Origin of the sequence: Streptomyces sp. NPDC047085, assembly GCF_040643735.1 — a bacterium.
In the GTDB taxonomy this organism is placed as follows: Bacteria; Actinomycetota; Actinomycetes; order Streptomycetales; family Streptomycetaceae; genus Streptomyces.
In genome coordinates, this window is record NZ_JBEYUW010000005.1 from 215,249 (window position 1) to 237,495 (window position 22,247).

General features: G+C 71.5%; 18 protein-coding genes. 10 read left to right on the forward strand and 8 right to left on the reverse strand.

From position 1 onward, the window contains the following. Positions 1 to 5 precede the first annotated feature (5 nt). Positions 6 to 401 (forward strand): hypothetical protein, encoded by a 396-nt coding sequence (locus ABZ865_RS19675; RefSeq protein WP_361231628.1) that lies wholly within the window; start codon positions 6 to 8, stop codon positions 399 to 401. Here the strand turns inward: ABZ865_RS19675 and ABZ865_RS19680 are convergent. Then, the gene (locus ABZ865_RS19680) at positions 398 to 1,717 is read right to left on the reverse strand and encodes a carotenoid oxygenase family protein (RefSeq protein ID WP_361231630.1); all 1,320 of its coding nucleotides are present in this window, start codon (positions 1,715 to 1,717) and stop codon (positions 398 to 400) included. The genes ABZ865_RS19675 and ABZ865_RS19680 overlap by 4 nt on opposite strands. Further along, positions 1,714 to 2,274 carry a hypothetical protein gene (locus ABZ865_RS19685; protein WP_361231632.1) on the reverse strand — a complete coding sequence of 187 codons (561 nt, stop codon included), beginning with the start codon at positions 2,272 to 2,274 and terminating at the stop codon, positions 1,714 to 1,716. Before ABZ865_RS19685 ends, ABZ865_RS19680 begins: the two co-directional genes overlap by 4 nt. Before the next feature lie 146 nt (positions 2,275 to 2,420). Between ABZ865_RS19685 and ABZ865_RS19690 the strand changes: the two genes are divergently transcribed. Further along, the gene (locus ABZ865_RS19690) at positions 2,421 to 2,933 is read left to right on the forward strand and encodes a PadR family transcriptional regulator (protein WP_361231634.1); all 513 of its coding nucleotides are present in this window, start codon (positions 2,421 to 2,423) and stop codon (positions 2,931 to 2,933) included. On the opposite strand, the gene ABZ865_RS19695 is transcribed toward ABZ865_RS19690, so the two are convergent. Next, entirely contained in the window at positions 2,926 to 4,296 is a 1,371-nt protein-coding gene (locus ABZ865_RS19695; RefSeq protein WP_361231636.1) for a CehA/McbA family metallohydrolase, read from the reverse strand. The two genes, ABZ865_RS19690 and ABZ865_RS19695, sit on opposite strands and share 8 nt — an antisense overlap. Before the next feature lie 88 nt (positions 4,297 to 4,384). Between ABZ865_RS19695 and ABZ865_RS19700 the strand changes: the two genes are divergently transcribed. The 3 genes from ABZ865_RS19700 to ABZ865_RS19710 all read left to right on the forward strand — a co-directional run bounded on the left by ABZ865_RS19700 (position 4,385) and on the right by ABZ865_RS19710 (position 8,498). Next, entirely contained in the window at positions 4,385 to 5,230 is an 846-nt protein-coding gene (locus tag ABZ865_RS19700) for an LLM class F420-dependent oxidoreductase (protein ID WP_361231638.1), read from the forward strand. A 48-nt stretch (positions 5,231 to 5,278) separates the two neighbouring features. Then, the gene (locus tag ABZ865_RS19705) at positions 5,279 to 7,864 is read left to right on the forward strand and encodes a bifunctional FO biosynthesis protein CofGH (protein WP_361231640.1); all 2,586 of its coding nucleotides are present in this window, start codon (positions 5,279 to 5,281) and stop codon (positions 7,862 to 7,864) included. Between the two features lie 70 nt (positions 7,865 to 7,934). Beyond that, complete coding sequence (locus ABZ865_RS19710) at positions 7,935 to 8,498, forward strand: hypothetical protein (protein ID WP_361231642.1); 564 nt, start codon at positions 7,935 to 7,937, stop codon at positions 8,496 to 8,498. Between the two features lie 19 nt (positions 8,499 to 8,517). Here the strand turns inward: ABZ865_RS19710 and ABZ865_RS19715 are convergent, their stop codons facing one another. Further along, positions 8,518 to 9,036 carry a DUF2165 domain-containing protein gene (locus ABZ865_RS19715; RefSeq protein WP_361231644.1) on the reverse strand — a complete coding sequence of 173 codons (519 nt, stop codon included), beginning with the start codon at positions 9,034 to 9,036 and terminating at the stop codon, positions 8,518 to 8,520. 90 nt (positions 9,037 to 9,126) lie between these two features. Here ABZ865_RS19715 and ABZ865_RS19720 point away from each other — a divergent pair, with 90 nt between their 5' ends. From ABZ865_RS19720 to ABZ865_RS19735, 4 genes are all read left to right on the forward strand, one after another. Beyond that, positions 9,127 to 12,222: a tetratricopeptide repeat protein gene (locus ABZ865_RS19720; RefSeq protein ID WP_361231646.1), complete on the forward strand. Its 3,096-nt coding sequence runs from the start codon at positions 9,127 to 9,129 to the stop codon at positions 12,220 to 12,222. A gap of 275 nt (positions 12,223 to 12,497) precedes the next feature. After that, a complete protein-coding gene (locus ABZ865_RS19725; RefSeq protein ID WP_361231648.1) occupies positions 12,498 to 13,277 on the forward strand; it encodes a helix-turn-helix domain-containing protein in 780 nt (259 codons plus the stop codon). Further along, positions 13,274 to 13,594, forward strand: coding sequence for a DUF6247 family protein (locus tag ABZ865_RS19730; RefSeq protein ID WP_361231650.1), 321 nt, complete (start codon positions 13,274 to 13,276; stop codon positions 13,592 to 13,594). The genes ABZ865_RS19725 and ABZ865_RS19730 overlap by 4 nt, the downstream gene beginning before the upstream one ends. A gap of 277 nt (positions 13,595 to 13,871) precedes the next feature. Beyond that, the gene (locus ABZ865_RS19735) at positions 13,872 to 14,987 is read left to right on the forward strand and encodes an ADP-ribosylglycohydrolase family protein (RefSeq protein ID WP_361231652.1); all 1,116 of its coding nucleotides are present in this window, start codon (positions 13,872 to 13,874) and stop codon (positions 14,985 to 14,987) included. Positions 14,988 to 14,993: 6 nt separating this feature from the next. Here ABZ865_RS19735 and ABZ865_RS19740 read toward each other — a convergent pair whose 3' ends face one another. From ABZ865_RS19740 to ABZ865_RS19750, 3 genes are all read right to left on the reverse strand, one after another. After that, positions 14,994 to 15,737, reverse strand: a complete 744-nt coding sequence (locus ABZ865_RS19740) for a hypothetical protein (RefSeq protein ID WP_361231654.1) — start codon at positions 15,735 to 15,737, stop codon at positions 14,994 to 14,996. 148 nt (positions 15,738 to 15,885) lie between these two features. Further along, the gene (locus ABZ865_RS19745) at positions 15,886 to 17,433 is read right to left on the reverse strand and encodes a sodium:solute symporter family protein (RefSeq protein WP_361231656.1); all 1,548 of its coding nucleotides are present in this window, start codon (positions 17,431 to 17,433) and stop codon (positions 15,886 to 15,888) included. A gap of 127 nt (positions 17,434 to 17,560) precedes the next feature. Continuing rightward, positions 17,561 to 18,349 carry an SDR family oxidoreductase gene (locus tag ABZ865_RS19750; RefSeq protein ID WP_361231658.1) on the reverse strand — a complete coding sequence of 263 codons (789 nt, stop codon included), beginning with the start codon at positions 18,347 to 18,349 and terminating at the stop codon, positions 17,561 to 17,563. Positions 18,350 to 18,423: 74 nt separating this feature from the next. On the opposite strand from ABZ865_RS19750, the gene ABZ865_RS19755 reads away from it, so the two are divergent. After that, positions 18,424 to 19,263 (forward strand): hypothetical protein, encoded by an 840-nt coding sequence (locus tag ABZ865_RS19755; protein ID WP_361231660.1) that lies wholly within the window; start codon positions 18,424 to 18,426, stop codon positions 19,261 to 19,263. A gap of 763 nt (positions 19,264 to 20,026) precedes the next feature. Here ABZ865_RS19755 and ABZ865_RS19760 read toward each other — a convergent pair. Further along, on the reverse strand, positions 20,027 to 22,030 hold the full coding sequence (locus ABZ865_RS19760; protein ID WP_361231662.1) for an MFS transporter: 2,004 nt from the start codon (positions 22,028 to 22,030) through the stop codon (positions 20,027 to 20,029). Positions 22,031 to 22,247 lie beyond the last annotated feature (217 nt).

The following is a 22,247-nucleotide window of genomic DNA, read 5'->3' on the forward strand; positions in this document are numbered from 1 at the left end:
CCCTCATGTCCCCAGCCCCCGACAGCCGCACCGACGACGAGGTCCTGGCCGCCACCGACGTCGCCGTCCTGCTGCGCTACGGCCTGACCCAGGACGCCTTCCGGACCGCCCTGTTCGGTGACGGTGCCGTCGCGGCGGCGGTCACTCTGGACCGGCTGGGCGTGCTGCCGCGCTCGCTGGTGTTCGTCGCCGAGATCGTCCGGTCCGGCGGCCTGGCGTACGCGGCGCAGCTGCCCGAGCCGCTCCCGTCCCCGGATCCGGCCGAGCTGCTGCGCGAGTGGCTGACCGAGGCCGCGCGGGTCACCACCACCCCGGAGGCCGAGACCCGCGCCGCCCGCTGGCTGACCGCGGTCGCCGAGATCATCGCCCTGCGCCGGGCCACTCGTGGGAGCTCTGCCTAGGACAGGCCCTGGGCATCCCGGTCGGCCAGCCAGTTGCCGTGGAAGCCGAAGGGGACCCGGGCCGGCAGGTGGACCGTCGCGACCGGGGGCGCGGCGAGGTCGCCGGAGTCCAGGACGACCAGGTCGCTGCGGTCGGTGGTGGCGTCGTGGACGTACGTCATGAGCCAGCCGGGGCCGCCGGGCCTGTCGTCGGCCGGGGCGAACGCGGCCTCGCCGGGGGTGCGGCCGGGGCCGAAGTCGTGCGTGGTGACGGAGCCGGTCGTCAGGTCGTAGCGAACCAGTGAGGTGCCGCAGGTCACGTGCCCGTAGGGGGAGTCGAGGCCGGTCAGGCGGTCATCGACGCGGGGGAACTCGCCCGGACGATCGTCGACCTGCTCCTCGCGCACCGTCCCGCGGGCCGGGTCGACGGTCCACTTCCACAGCACGGCCCGCTGCGGCGCGGTGCCGCCGTCGGCGGTGCGCCGGTACATCTCCGGGTAGCGCATGACGTGCAGGACGATCGTGCCGTCGGCCGCGTCGTGGGCGTTGAGCGAGTGGAAGACGTAGCAGGGGTCCACGGCGAACCAGCGGACCTCGCCGTACGGGTCGTCGCGGCGCAGGACGCCGAGCCGGGCCCCGTACCCGTCGTCCCAGCTGTAGGGCATCGTCCCGCCGGTCAGGGCGAGTTCGACGTCGAAGACGACGGGCAGGTCCATGAAGACGACGTGCTCGGCGGTGAGCGCGAAGTCGTGCAGCATCGTCGGGCCCGGCACCTCGACGGGCCTGCTGATCACCAACGCGCCCGTGGCGTCCGCCCGGTGGTAGGTGAGGTGGGTGGACTCCACCATGCCGTAGCCGAAGAAGTGCAGTTCGCCGGTGACCGGGCAGGTCTTCGGGTGGGCCGTCATCGCGGTGCCCAGCCGGCCGTCGAAGTCGTAGGGGCCCAAGGTGCCGAGGTGGCGGGTCAGCTCGTAGGGCAGGGCCGTCTCGACCAGGGCGAGGGTGCGGCCGGCGTGCCGGACCACGTGGGTGTTGGCCGGGCCGGAGGTCAGGTCCCGCCGGCCCTGCTCGTCGTACATCCGCGCCCCGTCGGTGAACCTGGTGGTGCGCACCCACCGGTTGCGGTAGGAGACGGCACGCCCGCCGTCGAGGCGGACGCCGTGCACCATGCCGTCGCCGAAGAACCAGTGCCCGGAGGCGGCGTCGGCCGGGTTGGGGCCGTTGCGCAGGTACCAGCCGGCCAGCTCGGGCGGGATCGTGCCGGTCACCGGCAGGTCGTGCGCGGTGAGTTCCTCGGTGACCGGGGCGTAGTTGCCGCTGAGGTGCTTCGGGTTCACCGGGCCACCTGCGCGGCCTTGGCCTGGACGTGGGCGACGTAGCGGACGGTGAAGACCATCGGGACGGCGAAGCCGGCGATCTGGAGCACCGTGGCCGCGGTGGAGTGGGCGTGACCGGCGTGGGCCACCAGGGCGAGGGCGACGGCGATGGCAGCGAAGGCGGCGGTCCAGACGGCGGTGATGACGACGTTGGTCCGGATGAACGGCTTCAGACCCCAGACCTCGGGCGGGGTGGTGCGCTTGGCGATGCCCAGGGTGAACGGCCGCCCGATGGCCAGCGAGACCCCGGCGATGAGGGCGAGGGTGCCGGAGGAGAGCGACGCGGAGTAGTCGTGCACGCCCGAGTGCGGGTCGGCGAAGGCGACGGCCGCGAGGACGGCGAAGAAGACCGCCGAGCCGGATTCGATGACGAGTGCGTCAAATCCGGTGCCGGACTGCTTCTCCTTGGCGATGATCGCGACGGCGGCCAGCAGGGCGGCCAGAGCGCCCCACTGCCAGTCCCCGGAAGGGAAGACGGCGAAGACGATCCACGGCAGGAACGTGCGCAGGTACGACATTGGTTTCCCCGTTTTCGAGTGGTCTTGCTCGATGTGGTCGTGCTCTGGTGTGGCCGTGTGGTCGCACGGCCTTGCTTCCTGATCTGACATGTCAAAACTAGAAGGTCGGATCGTGACATGTCAAGGGTGGAAGGTAAGCTGGGGGCATGAGCCTCAGACACGCACTGCTCGGCCTGCTCTCGGAGCGCCCCGCCAGCGGGTACGACCTGCTGAAGCGGTTCGAGACCTCGCTGGCCAACGTCTGGCCGGCCACGCAGAGCCAGATCTACACCGAGCTGACCAAGCTGGCGGACTCCGGGCTGATCACGGTGGCCGCCGAGGGGCCGCGCGGCCGCAAGGAGTACGCCCTGGCCGACGAGGGCCTGGCCGAGCTGCGCCACTGGCTGACCGAGACCAAGCCCCAGCGCAACACCCGCAGCGACCTGCTCCTGCGCGTCTTCTTCCTGGGTGTGCTGCGCCCCGAGCAGGCCCGGGCCTATCTGACCGAGCTGGTCGAGATGTCCGCGCGCGAGCACGAGCAGCTGAAGCAGCTCGACGATGCCATCGACTGGGACGACGACAACCTCTCCGTCTACGGCCGCATCGCCCTGGAGTACGGCCTGCGCTTCAACGCGATGCGCCGCGAGTGGGCCGAGTGGGCCGCCGCCCAGATCAAGTAGCGCCGAGGAAGACGGGGTTGGTGAACGCGGCCATCGCGCCCGGCACCGGTCCCAGGGCCGCCTCGTGGCGCAGTTCCGCCCGTACGTAGGCCGCGCGCGCCGGGGTCGTACGCCACTCGACCGTGCCCGCTCCCGACACCGGCAGCGGGCGGCTCGTGTACAGCAGGCCCTGGTCGGTCACGAGGCGGGCCGTGCAGCGCGGGGCGCCGGAGACCTCCAGGCGGACGGTCACCGGGGTGTCCTCGGGGACCGCCAAGCGCTCCCCGATCCCCGTCTGCCGGCCGTCCTCGGCGCACGCGGTGAAGGCGAGGTCCACGTGCCGGGACTCGGCCACGTACGAGCGGCCCGCGCGCAGTCCGGCAAGGATCGCGTCCCTGGTGAGGGCGTCGGCGAGGACGACCGTCTGCGGCAGGCCGACCACGTCGGGGGCGCGATGGGCGTCGCTGTTGCCCATCGCGGGAAGCCAGTCCCCGTTCCGCCGTGCGGGGGCGACGAGCTGGGCGTCCCAGGCGGCCAGCGCCAGCTCGTCGTCGGGCGTCCAGGGCCCGTTCCACACCTCGACCGCGTCCGCCTCCCCGAACCCGAACTTCCAGGAGCAGCCGACACAGTCGCCGTACGGGTGGGCCGGTACGACCAGCCCGCCGGCCCGGCGGATCTCGTGCGCGAAGTGCCCCCAGCGGTCGTCCCGCGCCCGGTACCGCCAGTCCACGAAGGTGCCCGGCTCGGTCCCCAGCGCCAGCACATGGCCGTTCCGCGTGGTGACCTCCTCGCCCAGCAGCACGAGCAGTTCGTCGCCCGCCGCGTCCGCCCAGTGGGCGTGCGAGGCGGTCGTGTTGTGCTCGGAGCTGTTGACGAAGTCCAGCCCGGCGGCCCGGGCCAGCGCCGCGATCTCGTCCGGGGTGCGGCGCCCGTCCGAATGCCAGGAGTGCAGATGACAGTCCCCCCGGTACCAGGCCCGCCCCCGCCCGCCGGCCCGGTCCGGCGGATACACCGGCCGCGGCGTCTCCCCGGCCTCCCCCGGCACGAGCGTCACCGTCACCTCGTACGACAGCCCCTGCGGCGCCACCGTGTACGGGCCCAGCACGAGGTGCCAGGTGCCGGGGCCGAGCGGTCCGGGCAGATACCCGGGCGTCGCCTCGTCGGCCCGCACGAAGAACTCCGTACGAGCGCCTCCGGACCACCCCCGGAACCCCCGACCGCCCAGCTCGGTACCGCGCTGGTCGAAGAGTCCGATGTCGAGGGCGTTGCCGTTACGGTCGTAGGTGTAGGAGACGCGCAACTCGCGGGTGCCGGACGGAACTTCGACGGGAAGGTAGACGTAGTCCGGTGAGCCTGGGGAGAGAGTGCCGCGCAACGTCGTCACCCGTCCAACGTAAGCCACCCCGAGGGCGCCGGGAACTGCGCGACCGGTCGGTATGGATAGGTGAGGGCAAACCGGCTACAGATGACCCATGCGCATCGCCGTGACGATCTTCCTCACCGACGAGACCATCACCCCCACCCGTCTGGCCCGCGAACTGGAGCAGCGCGGCTTCGCCGGCCTCTACGTCCCCGAGCACACCCACATCCCCGTCGAGCGCACCACCCCGTACCCCATGGGCGGCGAGCTGCCGCGCGAGTACGGCCGTACCCTCGACCCGTTCGTCGCTCTCGCTCAGGCCGCCGCCGTCACCGAGCGCCTGGGTGTCGGTACCGGCATCACGCTGGTCGCCCAGCACGACCCCATCGGCCTGGCCAAACAGATCGCCACCCTCGACCACCTCTCCGACGGCCGGTTCACCCTCGGCCTCGGCTACGGCTGGAACGTGGAGGAGGCCGCCGACCACGGCGTCGAGTGGCGCTCGCGCCGCGAGCTGGTGCGTGACCGGATGGCGCTGATGCGGGCGCTGTGGTCCGAGGAGCCGGTCGGCCACGAGGGCCGGTACGGCAGCGTGCGGCCGAGCTTCGCCCACCCCAAGCCGGTGCGGAAGCCGCGCGGACCGGTCGTCGGCCCGCGCACCCTCGTCGGCGGGGCGGCGGGGCCCAAGCTGTTCGCGCACATCGCGGAGTACGCGGACGGCTGGCTGCCGATCGGCGGAGGGGGTCTGTCCGAATCGCTGCCCGTGCTGCGGTCCGTCTGGGCGGACGCCGGCCGCGACCCGGCCGCCCTGCAGATCGTTCCGTACGCCGTCCACCCCACCCCCGGCAAGCTCGCCCACTACGCCGAACTGGGCATCGAGGAGACCGTCGTCCAACTCCCGCCCGCGGGCGAGTCGGAGGTGCTGGGGGTGCTGGACGGCTATGCCCGCTTCCTGTAGGCGCGGCGGGCCCCGTTGGCTTGATCAGGCCGAACGTATCCTCGAGAGATGACGACTTCCGCGACCTCCGGAACCGGCCCGACCGAGAACTCCATGCGTCGCGCCCTCAAACGCGCCCGGGACGGCGTCGCCCTCGACGTCTCCGAGGCGGCGGTGCTCCTCCAGGCCCGCGGCGAGGCCCTGACCGACCTCGCCGCGTCCGCGGCCCGGGTGCGGGACGCGGGCCTCGACGCGGCGGGCAGGCCCGGCGTCATCACCTACTCGAAGAGCGTCTTCATCCCCCTCACCCGGCTGTGCCGGGACAAGTGCCACTACTGCACCTTCGTCACCGTCCCCGGCAAGCTGCGCCGGGCGGGCCACGGGATGTTCATGTCCCCGGACGAGGTGCTGGACATCGCCCGCAAGGGCGCCGCCCTGGGCTGCAAGGAAGCCCTGATCACCCTCGGTGACAAGCCCGAGGACCGCTGGCCGGAAGCGCGCGAGTGGCTGGACGCGCACGGCTACGACGACACCATCGCCTACGTCCGTGCCGTCTCCATCCGCATCCTGGAGGAGACGGGCCTGCTGCCCCACCTCAACCCGGGCGTCATGACCTGGACGGACTTCCAGCGGCTGAAGCCCGTGGCGCCCTCCATGGGCATGATGCTGGAGACGACCGCCACCCGCCTGTGGTCCGAGCCGGGCGGCCCCCACTACGGCTCCCCGGACAAGGAACCCGCCGTACGGCTGCGGGTGTTGGAGGACGCGGGCCGCTCCTCCGTCCCCTTCACCTCCGGCCTGCTGATCGGCATCGGCGAGACCTACGAGGAGCGCGCCGAGTCCCTCTTCGCGCTCCGCAGGATCTCCCGCGCCTACCACGGCATCCAGGAGCTGATCATCCAGAACTTCCGCGCCAAGCCGGACACGGCGATGCGCGGCATGCCGGACGCCGAACTCGACGACCTGGTCGCCACGGTGGCCGTGGCCCGGCACATCATGGGCCCGTCCGGCTGCCTCCAGGCCCCGCCGAACCTGGTCGACTCCGAGTACGAGCGGCTCATCGGCGCCGGTATCGACGACTGGGGCGGGGTCTCCCCGCTCACCATCGACCACGTCAACCCCGAGCGCCCCTGGCCGCAGATCGAGGAACTGGCCGCGAAGTCGGCGGCGGCCGGCTTCGAACTGCGTGAACGCCTGTGCGTCTACCCGGAGTTCGTCCGGCGCGGCGAGCCCTGGCTGGACCCGCGCCTGCGCCCGCACGTCAGCGCCCTCGCCGACCCGGAGACGGGCCTCGCCCGCCCGGACGCGGTGGTCGAGGGGCACCCGTGGCAGGAGCCGGAGGAGGTGTTCGTACCGTCCGGCCGTACGGACCTGCACCGGGCGATCGACACCGAGGGCCGCACGTCCGACCGGCGTGACGACTTCGACGAGGTCTACGGCGACTGGGAGGCGCTGCGCGAGGCGGCCGTCCCCGGCATGGCGCCGGAGCGCATCGACACGGACGTGCGGCAGGCGCTGCGCACGGCCGCCGACGACCCCACGCGGCTCACGGACGCCGAGGCCCTGGCCCTGTTCCACGCGGACGGCCCGGCGCTGGACGCGCTGTGCCGGATCGCGGACGACGTGCGAAAGTCGGTGGTGGGTGACGACGTCACCTACATCGTCACGCGGAACATCAACTTCACCAACGTCTGCTACACCGGCTGCCGTTTCTGCGCCTTCGCGCAGCGCCGCACGGACGCCGACGCGTACACCCTCTCCCTGGAGCAGGTCGCCGACCGGGCCCAGCAGGCGTGGGACGTGGGCGCGGTCGAGGTGTGCATGCAGGGCGGGATCCATCCGGACCTGCCGGGGACCGCGTACTTCGACATCGCGAAGGCGGTGAAGGAGCGCGTCCCGGGCATGCATGTGCACGCCTTCTCCCCCATGGAGGTGGTGAACGGCGCGACCCGCACCGGCATGTCCGTCCGGGAGTGGCTGGCCGCCGCCAAGGAGGCCGGCCTGGACTCCATCCCCGGCACGGCGGCGGAGATCCTGGACGACGAGGTCCGCTGGGTGCTGACCAAGGGCAAGCTGCCCACGGCCACCTGGATCGAGGTGATCACGGCCGCCCACGAGCTGGGCATCCGGTCCTCCTCCACGATGATGTACGGCCACGTGGACCAGCCCCGCCACTGGCTGGGCCACCTGCGCACGCTGGCCGGGATCCAGGAGCGCACGGGGGGCTTCACGGAGTTCGTGACGCTGCCGTTCATCCACACGAACGCGCCGGTGTACCTGGCGGGCATCGCCCGGCCGGGCCCGTCCACCCGGGACAACCGGGCGGTGACGGCGATGGCCCGCCTGCTCCTGCACCCACACATCCCCAACATCCAGACGAGCTGGGTCAAACTGGGCACGGAGGGTGCGGCGGAGATGCTCCGCTCCGGTGCGAACGACCTGGGCGGCACGCTCATGGAGGAGACGATCTCGCGGATGGCGGGCTCGTCGTACGGCTCGTACAAGTCGGTCCGGGACCTGGTCGCGGTGGCGGAGGCCGCCGGACGCCCCGCGAAGCCGCGCACGACCCTGTACGGAGAGGTACCGCAGGAGCGGCAGCGCGCGGCCGCGGCCTCCGACGGGCACCTGCCCGACCTGCTGCCGGTCCTCGACTGAGCCGGACTGAGTACGATGATCCGACCCCGACCCATCTGACGGGGACCCGTAGCGGAGGAGATGCGTACCCGTGGCTGCCCGACTGCCCTCGTGGGCCTGGGTCTCCGGACTGACGGCGGGAGCGACCGCCGTCGTCGTCGCGCTCGCCGTCCAGGCGGAGCACGGGCCGCATCCCACGGCCGCGACGGTCAAGCCCCGCCCGTCGGCCTCGGCGGGCGCGCACGCCTCCGCGACACCGAAGGCCCCGGCCGCGCCCGCCCTGCCGGACCGGTCCGGCACGGGCCGCCGGATCGTCTACTCCCTCGCCGGGAAGCGGGTGTGGCTCGTCGACGCGACCGGCAAGGCCACCCGCACCTTCACGGTGTGGCCGGGCACGGTGAACCCGGGGCCCGGCCGCTACGCGATCATCAAGCGCACGCCCGCCACCACCGGTTCCGACGGGGTGGCGGTCGAGCACATCCTGTACTTCACGGTGGCGTCGGGCGTGAACATAGGTTTCTCCAACGCCATCGACGGCTCCTCGCCGCCGCCCGCGAACGGCAAGCAGATAGGCGGCATCCGCCTCCACAAGGAGGACGGAGCCGCGCTGTGGGCGTTCGGTGATCTGAACACGCGGGTGACGGTCGTCAAGTAGCCGGGTCTCCTGGCCGGGTCTACTCGGCCCGTCCGTCCGGCAGCTGGTTGACGATCAAGGCGACCCCGCTCAGCAGGAACACCCGGGTCGCCGCGTCCAGCCCGTTCCACGTCTTCGACTGCCACATGGCGAACCACTCGCCGCCTATGGCGATGAACCCGGCGCCGAAGAGCAGCAGCAGCATCAGCAGGCCGTACGTGGCCACGCGCCGGGCGCGATCGCCCCGCCTGCGCAGCCACAGCCATGTCCCCCAGATCAGGATCAGGGCCGCCACCGACTCCCACACGATGATCGCGTCGTACGCGGCGTCCTGCAGCCCGGTGCCGGTGATCGCCCGCCCCATCAGGTCCTTGTCCCGGAACGTCGTGTCCATCGCGAGCACATGCCGTACGAACTGCTGGTTCGTCCCGTAGTCGGTGATGTTCCCGACGGCGACGAGGGTGATGTAGAGGGCGAGGATGCCGGTGAGCACACCGGCGGCCAGGTTGAGGCCGGTGTGACGGCGCGTGGGGGTGGTGCTCGTGGGGGTGGTGGTCATGGCTGGATTCTCCCCGACGAACACCCCCTTCTGACATGCGCATTGAGCCAGAATGAGGGCGGGATTCCGGGGGAAGGGACGGGTGTACGGATGGTGCGGGCACGGCCGTCGATGCAGGAGCTGATCGGACGGCGGAGGCGGGCGGGCTTCGTCGGCCGGAGCGACGAACGGGCTGCGTTCCGGGAGAACCTGGACCTTCCACCGGAGGACGAGCGGCACCGCTTCCTGTTCCATGTGCACGGCAACGCGGGTGTCGGAAAGACGTTCCTGGTACGGGAGTTGGAGCAGGCCGCGCGGGAGCGCGGGGCGGTGACGGCGTATGTCGACGAGAGCGTGGGCAGCGTGCCCGAGGCGATGGCCGCCCTCTGCCGTCAACTCGCCCAGCAGGGGCACCGGTTGAAGAAGCTGGAGGAGACCCTCGCGGCCCACCGGGAGCGGCGCCACGAGGCGGAGGCCGAGGTGGCCACCCTGGAGCCCGCCCCCGAGGGCCCGTCCGCGCTGACCACGACGGCGATCCGGCTGAGCATGGCCGGGGTGGGCCTGGTGGTTCCCGGCGCCGGACCCTTCGTCGGAGCCGTGGACGCGGCCCAGATCGCCGAGGGCGCAGCCCGCTTGAAGGCCAGGCTCAGCGCCCGCTTCCGCAACCAGGAGGACGTCCAGCTGGTCCTCTCCCCGGAGCGGGTGCTCACCCCCAGGCTGCTGGACGAGCTGTCGGTGGTGGCGTCCGCGGCACCCTGGCTGGTCCTCTTCTTCGACACCTACGAGCGCACCGCCCCGTTCCTCGACGGCTGGCTGCACGAGCTGATGACCACGGACCGGTACGGCGCGCTCCCCGCCAACGTCGTCGTGGTCACCGCCGGCCAGCGTCCCTTCGACACCGCCCGCTGGGGCGGTTTCGCCGACTTCATGACCGACCTGCCGCTCGGCCCCTTCACCGAGGCGGAGACGCGCGGACTGCTCGCCGACCGGGGAGTGCGGGACGAGCCGGTCGTCGCCGAGGTGCTGCGGCTCACCGGCGGCCTGCCCGTCCTCGTCTCCACCCTCGCCGAGGCCCGCCCCGCCGACCCGGACGACGTGGGCGACCCGAGCGCCACCGCCGTGGAACGCTTCCTGAAGTGGGAGCCGGATCCGGTACGGCGGTCGGTGGCCCTGGCCTGCGCACTGCCCCGGCATCTGGACGCCGACGTGTTCCGGGCGGTGGTGGACCGCCCGGACGAGGAGGCCGACGCCCTGTACGACTGGCTGCGCGGGATGCCGTTCGTCAGCGAGCGGGGCGAGCGGGCCCAGTACCACGACGTCGTACGCGCGCCGATGCTGCGCCTGCAGCGCCGCCGCTATCCCCGGCGCTGGGCGGAGCGGCACTGGCGGCTCGCGGAGACCTTCGGCGGCTGGCGCGCCGAGCGGCAGGCCGGCCTGGACGAACCCTGGGCCGACGAGCAGTGGCGCGAGCTGCGTCTCGCGGAGGCCTACCACCGGCTGTGCGCCCGGGAGGGGACCGCTCTGCCCGGCGTACTCCGCAACGCGGTACGGGCCTGCGGCCGGGGTACCGAGGAGGCCCGCCGCTGGGCGCGCACCCTGCTGGAGGCCGGGGCGGACACCCAGGCCGAGCCGGTGACCGGCTGGGGCACCGACCTGCTGCACGCCCTGGAGGCCCCGAACACCGCCGACGCGCTCGCCCTGCTCCTCGACCGGGCCGCCCTCGACCCCACCTCCCGCGCCCTCGCGCACGCGATCCGCGGCAACATCTTCCGGGTCGGCGAGGAGTACGAGCGCGCGGTGACCGAATACGACCGGGCGATCGCCCTCGACCCCGACCTGACCCGCGCCCACCACGGCCGAGGCGTGGCCCGCGCCGAACAGGGCGACTACGAGGGTGCCATCGCCGACCTCGACCGCGCGCACGCCCTCGACCCCTCGGGTGCCCGCCACCTGGCCGCCCGTGGCGACTACCACCGGATCCTCGGCCACCACGACGCGGCGCTGGCGGACCTGGACCGCGCGATCGGCCTCGACCCGACGGCACGCGCCGCCTGGGCCGCGCGCGGCGTCACCCACCACGCGCTCGGCCGGTACGACCTCGCGCTCGCGGATCTGAACCGGGCGCTGGAGATGGGCCCGGACTTCGTCTGGGCCCTGGTCCGCCGGGCCCGGGTATGGCGGTCGCTCGGCGAAGGCGGGCAGCGGCTGGCCGACCTCGACCGGGCCGTGGAGCTCTCCCCCCGGTCCCCCTGGATCCTGTGCGAGCGGGGCGACGCCCTCAGCGCCCTCGACCGCGAGCGGGAGGCCCTCGCCGACTACCAGCGCGCCCTCGACCTCGACGACGCCTACCCCTCGGTCTACGCCAGCCGAGGCGCCCTGCACGGCACACACGGCCGCGACGAGGAGGCGCTGTCCGACCTGGACCGAGCGCTCACCCTCCTGCCCGACTACGCCTGGGCCCTGGTCCACCGCTCCAAGGTCCACCGCCGCCAGGGCCGCTACGACAGAGCGCTCGCCGATGCCTGCCGCGCGGTGGAACTCGACCCCGAAGGCGCCTGGGCCCTGTCCAACAAGATCCGGACCAGCATGTGCACCGGCCGCCTGGACCAGGCCCGCTCGGACCTCACCCGCTACCTCACCCTGGGCGCCGATCTCCTCTGGGCCCACCAGCAGTTGGCCGACATCCACGTCCTCAGCGGCCGTTTCGAGGAGGCGCTGGCCGAACTGGACACGGCGGTGTCACTGGGCGGCGATTCACAGGCCACGGCGGACACCCGCTGCTCCGCCCACCTCGGCATGCGTGACTGGCCCGGAGTCCGCGAGGCGGCGGACCGCCTCCGCGCATCGAGCGAGGCCGACGCCCTCCTCTACCTGGCCCTGGCCACCACCGGCGAACACGGCATGTCCGCCGCGCACCCCCTGTGGACGGACTTCGCCCGGGCAGCCCGCCACGAGCTCGCCTACCCCGTCCACGTCCATGACCTCGTCGAGGCCACGATCAACGCCGCCCTGCAGTCCTGGCCCGCCCTGGACGCCACCCTCCACCACGCCCTCACCGTCCCCCACGAATGGCCCGACCTGGCTCTCCTCGTGGACTGCCTCACCGTCCTCCACGACAGCCCGGGAGCCGACAGACCCCGCCTCGCGCCCCGACTGGCACGGGCAACCGCGGCCCGGGACACGATGCGGGCGCGCTACGCGGAATGAGCGGCGAAGCCCAGGAACTCCACCCACGGGGTCGCGGCGGGCCACGACCCGGCGGCGCCCGACACCAAAAGACCAAAGAACCGGGGAAAGAACCAACCCACCCCCACCGCCCCCGTCGATCACTCGCCGGAGTGAATATGCCCAACGCAACTGGCGCGGCGGGGCAGTTGTGGTGCAGCGTCAGCACGACAACAAGTCCACACATGCATCGGCCCCCGCCGGGACTGCCATCCCACTGCGAGGGCCTGATCACCGAGGAAGAGAGAACCTTCCCGATGACTGACAAGCAGCGTAACGCGCCTGCGCGCCCGAAGTCCGCTCATTCCCACTCCGGTGTCATCCACGTCAACGAACCGCACCACGACAACTTCACCGTGGTCGGCAACCACTTGGCGCAGCACCCGGAGCTGTCCTTGACTGCGATCGGCCTGGCGACGCACATCCAGTCGCTGCCCGCGGGTACCTCGATCGGCATCAAGGCGCTGGCGGCGAAGTTCCCCGAGGGTGAGATCCGGATCGCCGCGGCCCTGCGCGAGCTGGAGGAACACGGGTACCTGTCACGCACCAAGGAGCGTCTTCAATCGGGACGAGTGACGACCCGGACGATCTCGTACAACAAGCCCGGTCGCGCGGCGATCGCAGCAACCCCGTCGCCTCCTCCCCAGCCCGCGCGTTGCCCATCCAGCCCACAGCGCACGCCGGCGACCGACCTCCTGGCGGGACTGCGCGCTCACGACACCCGGCTCCTGCTCACGGAACGGGACGTGCACCGCTTGGCCCCGGCCGTCACCGAATGGCTGGAGCGGGGCGTACCGCCCATCGCCGTCGTACGAGCCCTTACGACGGGGCTGCCCCAGGACCCGATCAAGCACCCGGCTGCCTTCCTGGCCCACCGTCTCACCACCCAGCTGCCCCCTCACCTCCCCACGCCGCCCCCGAGCGTCATGCCACCCCGCCCGGACCCCCTCCAGACCTGCGACGGCTGCGACCGGGCCTTCCGGTCCCCACACCCAGGGCGCTGTCGGGACTGCCGCTCGTCCCAGGTGGTGGCATGACCCTGGAGGCAGGACCGAAGCTGACGCCGGACGCGCTGAGGGCAGCGGTCGCGCGTATCGCTCCGAGCAGGATCCCGGCCCTCACGCAGCACCTTTTCGAGGCCACGACGAACGCCCAGCAGACCCAGAGCCTCGCGCCGTTGCGTGCCTTCGTGCACTCATGGGCGGTTTTCGTGGCCATCGAGCGGCACCCGGAACGTGCGGCCCGGCTGCGGGAACTGGAGCGCCTGGTGGATGCGGGGGAACAGGACCCGGCGGCCGCCATCGAGGAGATCCGGGCGATCCGGGAGGCGGCCGAGGCGGAGGCCGGGCTGTGACGGACTGGTTCCTGGCCGTGCCGCGCCACGAGTGCGTCTACGTCTGCAATGTCACCTGGTACGGCTGACGCCCCCTGACGCACGTCGCCCTTCTCTCCTCACCGCGCCGCCGTCACCACTGGCCGGAACTTCGTCAGCATCAACTCTTCACGGGTCGAAGAGCTCATAGCTGTACGGGAATGACCCAGCGCGGCTGATTTGCCCCCGTGAATCGATCGGCCCCGGTCGATTACAGTCGGAGCGTCGTACGTACGGACGGTGCCGTGAGGAGGTCTGGGTGAGTACGGCAACCGGGGCGGTCTGGGGTCGCTCCGAGCAGCAGGACTTCCGCAGCCGGGTGCGCGGCACGCTGCTCGGGGTCGCCGTCGGGGACGCCCTGGGCGGGCCGGCCGACGCGCTCGACCTGGAGGAGATCCGCACGGCGTACGGCGCGGAGGGCCTGCTCGACCTCGCCTTCGGACACGGCCGGCGCGGCACGGTCACGCACCACACGCAGCTCACCCTCTTCACCGTGGACGGGCTGATACGCGCGCAGGTACGCCGCGACACAGGGGCCTGGCATCCGCCGACGGATCTGCACCGGGCGTATCTGCGGTGGGCGGCCACCCAGCGGGACTGGGGGCCGGACGAGCGCCGCAAGGACGACGGCTGGCTGGCCCGCGAGGAGTGGCTGTACGCCCGCCGCGACCCGGCCCGGGCGCTCCTCATCGGCCTCGGCGACGACACGATGGGCACGCTGGAGGCACCCAAGAACCCCGGCGAACTCGGTCCCGAGGCCGTGGCCCGCTCCGCCCCTTTCGGTCTCCTGGTCGGCTGGGAGCCCCAGCTCGTGCTCCAGCTCGCCGTCGAGTGCGCGGCCCAGACCCACGGCCACCCCCTGGCCTGCCTCTCCGCCGGTGCCTACGCCGTCATCGTCCATGCCCTCGCCCGCGGTGAGAGCCTCGACGCCGCCGTGCAGCGCACGCTCTCCCTGCTCTCCGTCCGCCCCGGCCACCAGCCGATCGCCGACGCGCTGCAGCACGCGCTGGGTGCGGTGCGGCAGGGGTTGCCGAGCCCGGCGCGGGTGGAGGAGCTGGCGGGCGACGGCTCGGCGGACGGGCTGCTGGCCGCGGCCGTCTACTGCGCCCTGGTCTGCGAGGACGTACGGCACGGGCTGTGCCTCGCCGTCAACCAGAGCGGTCCCTCCGCCGCGGCCGGCGCCCTCACCGGCGGCCTGCTGGGCGCCCTGCACGGCGAAACGGCCCTCCCCCCGGCCTGGCTGGCCGAACTGGAAGGCCGTCCCACGATCCTGGAACTGGCCGACGACTTCGCCATGGAAATGACCCAGGGCCCCGCACTGCACGGCCCAGCGGGCTCCTCCCCAGGCTGGCTCGCGCGCTACCCGCGCGCCTGAACAACCTCACCCGGAGAGCTGCCGTGTGGCCGCGTTCCCGCAGTTCTTCGCCCCCGTTTTCCTCAATGCCTGGTGGGTGGATGTGCGGAGCGTGAATCGCTCCATCGAGACTCTCAGGATCTGGCCGTCGACTGTGCAATAAAGAACGAAGGAGCGGCCGCTTTTTCCCAGGAATGTCAGTCCTTGGGTGGGGATGGTGACGGGATTGGACGCGATGGACACGAGTTCTGCGACTGGTTGTGCTCGAACATCGAAGAACAAGAGTCCCAGTCGCAGGCCCGTGACGGGTTGGCCTGCCGCGCCACGCTTGCCGGCCGCCTCCATGAAAGACTCGCCGATGAGCCCGGCACAGATCAGGATGACGAAGATCGCAGCCAGTGCGCTGAGGTAGGCGGGGCCTGGCAGTTGATCGATCTTGCAGTCCCTCCCATGCTTTTTCTTGAGGATCCGCTTCCACACCCAAAGGACCCCGGAAATGCCGACCGTCAGTGCGACGGCAACGGTGATGATGAAACCCCATGAACGTGTCAAGGTGTCCGAATATGACAGTTCGACATCCGTCGAGGTGATGCCGAATTCTGTGTAGAACTCGTCGTACATCGCTGCGAGGAGGCCGAAGAAACACAGGCCCGCGATGGCGCCGAGGGCAGACCAGTGACGCAGGGCCGCCCATGCGTCCAGGCTGCTGTCCGACGAATGGCGTCCCTGTTGAGGCCCACCGCCCTGTGCGGAATCATGGCGCTCTGTCATGTCTGCGGTGCTACCCGCAGTCGGCCTCGTCTTCGCGTATCGGTCTGCCCAGTCACCCACGTGGCTGAGCAGCCGCGCCTTGGCCAGGCAGACCTGATCCAAACGGCCGGCCGGGGCCTATGAGCAGCGCATTCAGGTCGAACAACGCTCAGTCCCCCACCGGCGCACCCGCCGGCGCCGGGACGGCCGCCGTACCCCCGCCGTCCGTGTTGACGCTCTCGATGACCGCGAGCCGGTCGGGGGTGTCCTCCGGCTTCACATAGCCGATGAGGATGTACAGGAGCAGAGACACCGCCAGCGGGACCGACACCTGGTACTGGAGCGGGACTCCGCCGTCCACGTTCCAGTTGATGGGGTAGTTGACCAGCCAGAAGGCCAGCAGCCCCGCGGCCCAGCTGGTGAGCGCCGCCGTGGGTCCGGAGCGGCGGAACGGGCGGAGCAGGCCCAGCATCATCGGGATCGCGATCGGCCCCATCAGCCCGGCCACCCACTTGATGACGACCGTGATGATGTCCTTGAACGTGGGGGAGTTGACCTGGGTCGCCACCGCCATGGACAGGCCGAGGAAGACGACCGTCGTCACGCGGGCCGCGATCAGCCCCGACCGCTCGCCCCACGCCCGCGCCCGCCGCGACAGCACCGGCGCCACATCCCGCGTGAACACCGCCGCGATCGCGTTCGCGTCGGAGGAGCACATCGCCATCGTGTGGGAGAAGAACCCGACGATCACCAGCCCCAACAGCCCGTGCGGCAGCAGCTGTTCGGTCATCAGGGCGTACGAGTCCGAGCCGTCCGGCTTCTGCGCGTGCGTTAGCAGCGGCGACATCCACATGGGGAAGAACAGCACCACCGGCCACACCAGCCACAGCACCGCCGACAACCGCGCCGACCGCTCGGCCTCCCGCGCACTGCCGGTGGCCATGTACCGCTGCGCCTGGTTCAGCATGCCGCCGTTGTACTCGAAGAGTTTGATGAAGAGGAACGCGAGCAGGAAGACCGTGCCGTACGGGCCGACCAGCGGCTTGCCGTGCCCGTGCAGGGCCGGCTCGTCCCAGGCGCCGAAGAAGCCGATGTTCTTGTCGTTCAGCTTCAGCACCACCGCCACGAACATCGAGATCCCGGCCAGCAACTGGATGACGAACTGGCCGAGTTCGGTCAGCGCGTCCGCCCACAGGCCGCCGATCGTGCAGTAGACGGCGGTGATCGCGCCGGTGATGAGGATGCCCTGGTTCAGCGACACCCCCGTGAACACCGACAACAGGGTCGCGATCGCCGCCCACTTGGCGCCGACGTCCACGATCTTCAGCAGCATGCCCGACCAGGCGAGCGCCTGCTGCGTGGAGAGGTTGTACCGGTTCTTCAGGTACTCCAGCGGGGAGGCCACATGGAGTCGGGACCGCAACCGGTTGATGCGCGGGGCGAACAGCCTGGAGCCGATGGCGATGCCGAGCGCGATGGGGAAGGACCAGGTGATGAAGGAGGTGACGCCGTAGGTGTAGGCGATGCCCGCGTACCCGGTGAACATCACCGCGCTGTAGCCCGACATGTGGTGCGAGATGCCGGACAGCCACCAGGGCATCTTGCCGCCGGCCGTGAAGAAGTCGCTGACGTTGTCCACGCGGTTGTGCGACCAGACGCCGATCGCGACCATCACGCCGAAGTAGCCGATGAGCACGGCCCAGTCGAGACTGTTCATGTGCTCGATCGTGAGTCTCGTCACATGAACACGACAAGCGGCTGTGAGGTCAAGCCCCGGTAAAGATGTGCGAGTTGGTGACCCTCGTTCACGCACATGAACCAATGTATGGATGATGCCGGACGCGTCAGCGCATCAGCTCCCCCGCGTTGACCAGCAGCGACTGGCCCGTGACGGCCCGGGCCCGGTCCGAGGCCAGGAACACCGCCGCGTCCGCCACGTCCCCGTCCGTCGCCAGCTCCGGCAACGCCATCCGTCCGGTCAGCCGCCCCAGCACCTCCGCCTCCGGCACCCCCTCCGTCTGCGCGGTGAACCGGACGTACGCCTGCACCGGCGGCCCCCACATCCAGCCCGGCAGCACCGTGTTCACCCGGATCCGGTACGGCCCCAGCTCCCGCGCCAGCGAGTACATCGCGCTGGTCAGCGCCCCCTTCGAGGCGGCGTACGCGGCCTGCTTCACCTGCGAGGGCGCGGCGACCGCCGACTGCGTCCCGATGAACACAACCGACCCGCCCCCGCCCGCCTTCAGCGCCGGCAGGCACGCCCGCGTCATCCGTAGCGTCCCCAGCAGGTTCACGTCGATGACCGACTGCCAGGTCGCGAAGTCGGCGTCCTCGACCCCGCCGAAGTAGGAGTCCCAGGCCGCCACGTGCACCACCGCGTGCACGGCACCAAAGCGTTCCCGCGCCAGCGCGGCCAGCGCCTCGCACTGCCCTTCGTCCGTGATGTCGGTCGCCCGGTACGCCGTGCGCCCGCCCTCCGGATCGATCTCGGTCGCGCTCTTGGCGAGGTTCGCCTCCGTGCGCGCCCCCAGTACCGCGTTCCCGCCGTCCCGTACGACGGCGGCGGCGACCTGGTGACCGAGCCCGGCCCCCACGCCGGAGACGACGACGGTCTTGCCCGCGAGCAGTGACATGGAAGCCTCCCGAACCCTGGCGCTTTATCTGACGGAGCGTCAGAGTATGGGCGACCGCAGGAAAGGGGAACCGCATGCGCGACGACACCCGCAGCGAGCTGTACGCCGACCTGGCCGCCGTGGGCCCCTACGGCGTCCACCCCGGCCACGCCCTGATCACCATGGTCGAGCCGCATCCCGGCCACGAGTACGCGTACAACCGCTGGTACGAGGACGACCACTACTACGCCGGCGCCATGGCCATGCCCTGGATGTACGCCGGCCGCCGCTGGGTCGCCACCCGCGACCTGCAACTCCTGCGCTACCCCGAGAAGTCGGCCGTCGCCCAGCCGGTGACCGCCGGCTGCTACCTCTCCACCTACTGGATCACCGACGGCCGCTACGACGACCACATGAAGTGGACCGTCGCCATCAACAAGCGCCTCAACCGCGACGCCCGCGTCTACCACGACCGCACCCACGTCTTCACGGCCTTCCAGGACCACGAGACCACGGTCTACCGCGACGGCGCCGCGGGCCCCCGCGACTTCCACGCCCTCGACCACCCCTACGCGGGCCTGGTCCTGGAGGTCATCGACACGGAGTCCGCCGAGCAGCGAGCCCGCCTGCTGGAGTGGCTCACCTCCCGCCACCTCCCCAAGCGCCTCGCCGGCTCCCCGGCCGCCATGGTGACGCTCTTCCGCCCGACCCCCCTCCCCGGCGACCGCATGACCTACGTCAAACAGGTCGAGGGCGTCGACACCCGCCTGACCCTGCTGTGGTTCCTGGAACAGGACCCACGAGACTGCTGGGACCGCCACTTCACCGGCCTGGACAACCAACTGGCAGAGTCACACCTGGGCCGGCTGGAACTCCTGGCCCCCTTCATCCCCACGATCCCGGGCACCGATAACTACGTCACATCCCTCCGCTGACCACCCCCCAGCCGGCCGAGGCTCAGGCCAATCCCGGCTTACCCCCCACCACCCAGCCGCCCGAATCACGCCCACCGGGACGACCACCCAGCCGCCCACGCCACGCGCACCGGCACCGACTACCAACCAGCCGCTTGGCTCACGCCCACCCACCGCCCAGCCGCCCGCGCCAGGCGCACCGGCACCGGACCACCAACCAGCCGCTTGGGTCACACCCGCCCGCCGCTCAGCCGCCCGAGTGGCGCCCGCCCCCACCTGTCGGGTCACCATCCAGCCGACCGGATCACATCCCCCACCGCCCCAGCCAGCCGTGTCACGCGTACCCGCGCCGGACCACCAACCAGCCGCTTGGGTCACACCCGCCCGCCGCTCAGTCGCCCGAGTCGCGCCCGCCCCCACCTGTCGGGTCACCATCCAGCCGACCGGATCACATCCCCCACCGCCCCAGCCAGCCGTGTCGCGCGTACCCGCGCCGGACCACCAACCAGCCGCTTGGGTCACGCCCACCCACCGCCCAGCCGCCCGCGCCAGGCGCACCGGCACCGGACTACCAACCAGCCGCTTGGGTCACGTCCGCCCGCCGCTCAGCCGCCCGAGTCGCGCCCACCCCGCTCCGGACCACCACCCAGCCGACCGGCTCACGCCCACCCACCGCCCAGCCGCCCGAGTGGCGCCCGCCCCCACCTGGCGGGTCACCATCCAGCAGACCGAGACGGGTGAGCGGGTGGGGGAGCGGGGGTCTGGGGGCGGAGCCCCCAGGGGGTCACTTCAGCTCGTCGGGGCAAGGAGTGCCACGGGGCAACTGGTACGGCGCCGCCAACCGATACGTGCCCGGCTTCGGCGCGATCAGCACCGTCCACTTGTCCCCTTGCGAGTCTTCCTCCGTCTCCATCAGGCACCCGTTGACGTTGTCGTACGCCGAACCGCCGGAGACCTTCCGCGGCGCCTTCAGACTCTTCCCGTTCTCGTCGACGATGCTCAGCCACGGCGAGTACGGAATCCTGATCAGAATCCGCCCGGCCTTGCGCACCTGCAGCGTCATCTCCTCCGGCTCCGCCCGGTCCACCACCGCGTCCGGCTCGGCGAGCGGCACCGGATCCGTCACCTGGAACAGCTGCCAGTTCGCGTCGCCCCAGATCTGCTTCAGGTACGGCATCCCGCGCCGCAGCAGCTCCTGCTCGCGGTCACCGCCACCGTCCCCGTCCGGGTTGTCCTTCGGCAGCACCACGAAGTGCACGGCCCACCGCTGCAGCCACTCGTGGTAGTTCGCCGAGTTGAGCGTGTCGTCGTAGAAGAGCGGGTTGCGCTCCATGTCGGCCTGCCGGTTCCAGCCGCGGGCCAGGTTGACGTACGGCGCGAGCGCGGACGCCTCGCGGTGCGAGCGCGCCGGGACCACCTCGACCCGGCCCTTCTCCGCGCCGACGCTCTGCAACTCGTTGACCAGCGGGGCCAGCTCACGGGCCCAGGACGCGGCCGGGGTGGTGTGCACGATGTCGTCGACCGACTTGAAGCCGATCCAGCCGACGAAGCCGAGGAACGCCAGCATGGTCACGTACCACTGGCGCGAGCGCGGCACCGTGTACGGCAGCGCGGCGATCAGCGTCGCCCCCGCGAACAGCATCGGCAGCCGCGACATGTTCGAGCCGATCTGCGAGCTGATCAGCCACACCAGGACGACCCCGAGGCTGTAGACGGCGGCCGTCAGCCGGACCGTCTTCCACTCCTTCGGGACGAGGAACAGGCACAGCAGGCCGTACAGCAGGGGCAGGATCACCGAGCCGAACTTCATCGGCTGGGTGCCGGAGAACGGGAACAGCCACGCCGAGACGGCCACCACCGCGGTCGGCGCGAGGCCCAGCGCCCAGGCGCCCGGCCGCCGCTTCTGCAGGAACAGCGCGACCGCGACCAGGCCCACGAACAGCCCCGCGACCGGCGAGGACATCGTGGCGAGCGCGGCCAGCGGGGCCGCTACCAGGGCCTTGGCCCAGCGTTTGAACCGCCACCGGTACGGCCAGCAGAAGACGGCCGCGACCGCGCCGAGCGCGAACATCGTGCCGAGCCCGAACGTCACCCGCCCGGACACGGCGTTGCAGAGGAACGCGAAGACCCCGGCGAGCGCGGCCCACAGCGGGTTCTTCACCACCCGGCTGCGGATCAGAACCAGTGCGAGCAGGCCCGCGGAGGCCGTACCGGCGATCATCATCGTCGTACGGACGCCGAGCACGGACATCAGATACGGCGACACCACGCTGTACGACACCGGGTGCATGCCCCCGTACCAGGCGAGGTTGTACGCCGAGTCCGGGTGCCGGCCGACGAACTCCGCCCAGGCGTCCTGGGCCGCGAGATCGCCGCCGCTGTTCGCGAACACGAAGAACCAGATGATGTGCAGCACGCCCGCGAGGGCGGTGACGGAGAGGACCGGGTGCTGCAGCAGCCGCTGCCGGAGGGGCTCGGCGGCGGTGAGGAGACGGGCGACCGCCGTACCCGGGCGCGCGCTGCCGTCATGGCCGACGCCGTCATGGCCGACGCCGGCATGGCCGGCGTCGTCACTGTCGGTAGCGTCGCTGTGGGTGCGGCCGGTGCGGCCGGTGCGGTCGGCATGGTCGGTGCCGTCCGTACGTCCGCCGTCGCGATGACGCTCCGTACTCTTCGCGCGCTCCGCGCCCTCCGCGCCCTCCGTGTCAGGCGCGGACAGGCGTATTCGCGGGTCTGATCCCGGGTCCGGATCGGCGTCGTCGGCGCGTGTCGGCTCGGTTGTGGCCACCTGAAGGCACTCCCCGTGTCCCGTCTTCTGTTCTCGGCCGCGTTTCTCGGTGTTCCCGGCCGCTTCTCGTCCAGTTCGCGGTGCTGTCCCGTGACCGGCGACCTGCCCCGATTCGTGACGCTAGCACGCACCCCGTCGCGGGGCTCCCGGGTGGGGTTCCGTCGACGGGGTGCGCGGGTGGACTGGGGGCGTGGGCCGGGGGCGGCCCGGGGGTGCG

Excerpts from the sequence above, each read along its gene's own strand:
- ABZ865_RS19675 (WP_361231628.1), top strand. The coding sequence starts at position 6 with ATGTCCCCAGCCCCCGACAGCCGCACCGACGACGAGGTCCTGGCCGCC.
- ABZ865_RS19685 (WP_361231632.1), bottom strand. The coding sequence starts at position 2,274 with ATGTCGTACCTGCGCACGTTCCTGCCGTGGATCGTCTTCGCCGTCTTC.
- ABZ865_RS19690 (WP_361231634.1), top strand. The coding sequence starts at position 2,421 with ATGAGCCTCAGACACGCACTGCTCGGCCTGCTCTCGGAGCGCCCCGCC.
- ABZ865_RS19700 (WP_361231638.1), top strand. The coding sequence starts at position 4,385 with ATGCGCATCGCCGTGACGATCTTCCTCACCGACGAGACCATCACCCCC.
- ABZ865_RS19705 (WP_361231640.1), top strand. The coding sequence starts at position 5,279 with ATGACGACTTCCGCGACCTCCGGAACCGGCCCGACCGAGAACTCCATG.
- ABZ865_RS19715 (WP_361231644.1), bottom strand. The coding sequence starts at position 9,036 with ATGACCACCACCCCCACGAGCACCACCCCCACGCGCCGTCACACCGGC.
- ABZ865_RS19720 (WP_361231646.1), top strand. The coding sequence starts at position 9,127 with ATGGTGCGGGCACGGCCGTCGATGCAGGAGCTGATCGGACGGCGGAGG.
- ABZ865_RS19725 (WP_361231648.1), top strand. The coding sequence starts at position 12,498 with ATGACTGACAAGCAGCGTAACGCGCCTGCGCGCCCGAAGTCCGCTCAT.
- ABZ865_RS19730 (WP_361231650.1), top strand. The coding sequence starts at position 13,274 with ATGACCCTGGAGGCAGGACCGAAGCTGACGCCGGACGCGCTGAGGGCA.
- ABZ865_RS19740 (WP_361231654.1), bottom strand. The coding sequence starts at position 15,737 with ATGACAGAGCGCCATGATTCCGCACAGGGCGGTGGGCCTCAACAGGGA.
- ABZ865_RS19745 (WP_361231656.1), bottom strand. The coding sequence starts at position 17,433 with ATGAACAGTCTCGACTGGGCCGTGCTCATCGGCTACTTCGGCGTGATG.
- ABZ865_RS19750 (WP_361231658.1), bottom strand. The coding sequence starts at position 18,349 with ATGTCACTGCTCGCGGGCAAGACCGTCGTCGTCTCCGGCGTGGGGGCC.
- ABZ865_RS19755 (WP_361231660.1), top strand. The coding sequence starts at position 18,424 with ATGCGCGACGACACCCGCAGCGAGCTGTACGCCGACCTGGCCGCCGTG.